Source organism: Roseomonas sp. TAS13, assembly GCF_001950415.1.
GTDB lineage: Bacteria > Pseudomonadota > Alphaproteobacteria > Acetobacterales > Acetobacteraceae > Roseomonas > Roseomonas mucosa.
Genome location: NZ_BDLP01000654.1, coordinates 1 through 1,306, shown reverse-complemented (window position 1 = coordinate 1,306; position 1,306 = coordinate 1). Strand labels below are relative to the sequence as shown.

Below are 1,306 nucleotides of genomic sequence, written 5' to 3'. Positions count from 1 at the left end.
GCGGAGGCTGTTGTGGTTGGGTCACGCGGCCAAAGCTGGTGCCTTGCCTGCGGCATAGTAGCGCGCCTCGGCCTCGGCGGGAGGGATGTTCCCGATCGGCTCGAGGAGGCGCTTGTTGTTGAACCAGTCCACCCACTCGAGGGTGGCGTATTCGACGGCTTCAAGGCTCCGCCACGGGCCACGGCGGCGGATGACCTCCGTTTTGAACAGCCCGATCACCGTCTCGGCGAGCGCGTTGTCGTAGGAATCACCGACGCTGCCGACGGAGGGCTCGATGCCGGCCTCGAGCAGCTGCTCCGTGTACCGAATGCTGACGTATTGCGATCCCTTATCGCTATGGTGGGTCAGGCCGCCCTTCGCCGGACGGCGGTCATGGAGGGCCTGCTCCAGCGCGTCGAGGACGAAACTCGCATGGGCCGTCCGCGACACTCGCCAGCCGACAATGCGGCGGGCGAAGACGTCGATGACGAAGGCGGCGTAGACGAACCCCTGCCAGGTCGCGACGTATGTGAAATCCGAGACCCACAGCACGTTCGGCGCCGGTGCCCGGAACTGCCGGTTCACCAGGTCCGCCGGGCATGGCGTCGCCGGGTTCGAGACGGTGGTCCTGGTCTCCCGGCCGCGTACGACGCCCTGCAGCCCCATGTCCCGCATCAGCCGCTCCACCGTGCAGCGGGCGACCGCGATGCCCTCGCGTCCGAGTTGGCGCCAGACCTTGCGGGCGCCATAGACCCCGAAGTTCGCCTCGTGCACGCGCCGGATCGCAGCGCAGGTCTGCGCGTCCCGCACGCTGCGTGCTGACACCCTGGAAGGGTCGGCCCGCTGTGCGACGTGCGCGTGGTAGGTGGACGGGGCAATCGGCAGAACCCGGCAGATCGGCTCGACCCCGTAGACCTCGCGGTGATTGTCGATGAAGGCAATCATGTCCTGAACCGGCGGTCGAGCTCCGCCTGAGCGAAATACGCCGACGCCTTGCGCAGGATCTCATTGGCTTGGCGCAGTTCGCGGTTCTCGCGCTCCAAGGCCTTGATCCGTTCTCGCTCAGCGCTCGTCGGCCCGGGCCGCCCCCCTGCGTCACGTTCGGCCTGGCGCACCCACTTGCGCAGCGTCTCGGCGGTGCACCCGATCTTGGCGGCCACCGAGTTGATCGCCGCCCATTGCGTCGGGTGGTCGCCGCCGCCCTCCAGCACGAGGCGGACCGCCCTCTCCCGCACCTCCGGCGAGTAGCTCGCTGCTGTCTTGCCCTTCGTCGTCATGGCTCCATCCTCTCAAGGCCTGGGGCCTCCGACAAACCCGGGGCGGTTCA

The 1,306-nt window shown here is 68.2% G+C and carries 1 protein-coding gene and 1 other annotated feature; the gene reads right to left on the bottom strand.

Features of this window, described 5'->3' with window-relative positions; translation table 11 throughout:
• Positions 1-21: 21 nt before the first annotated feature.
• Positions 22-1,256 (bottom strand): IS3 family transposase gene (locus ROTAS13_RS24560; protein ID WP_253187771.1). Its coding sequence is split into 2 segments (ribosomal slippage): positions 22-953 and positions 953-1,256, totalling 1,236 coding nucleotides; the frame shifts between segments, so codons are not numbered across the junction.
• Positions 850-966 (bottom strand) — a sequence feature (AL1L pseudoknot). It overlaps the preceding gene by 117 nt.
• Positions 1,257-1,306 lie beyond the last annotated feature (50 nt).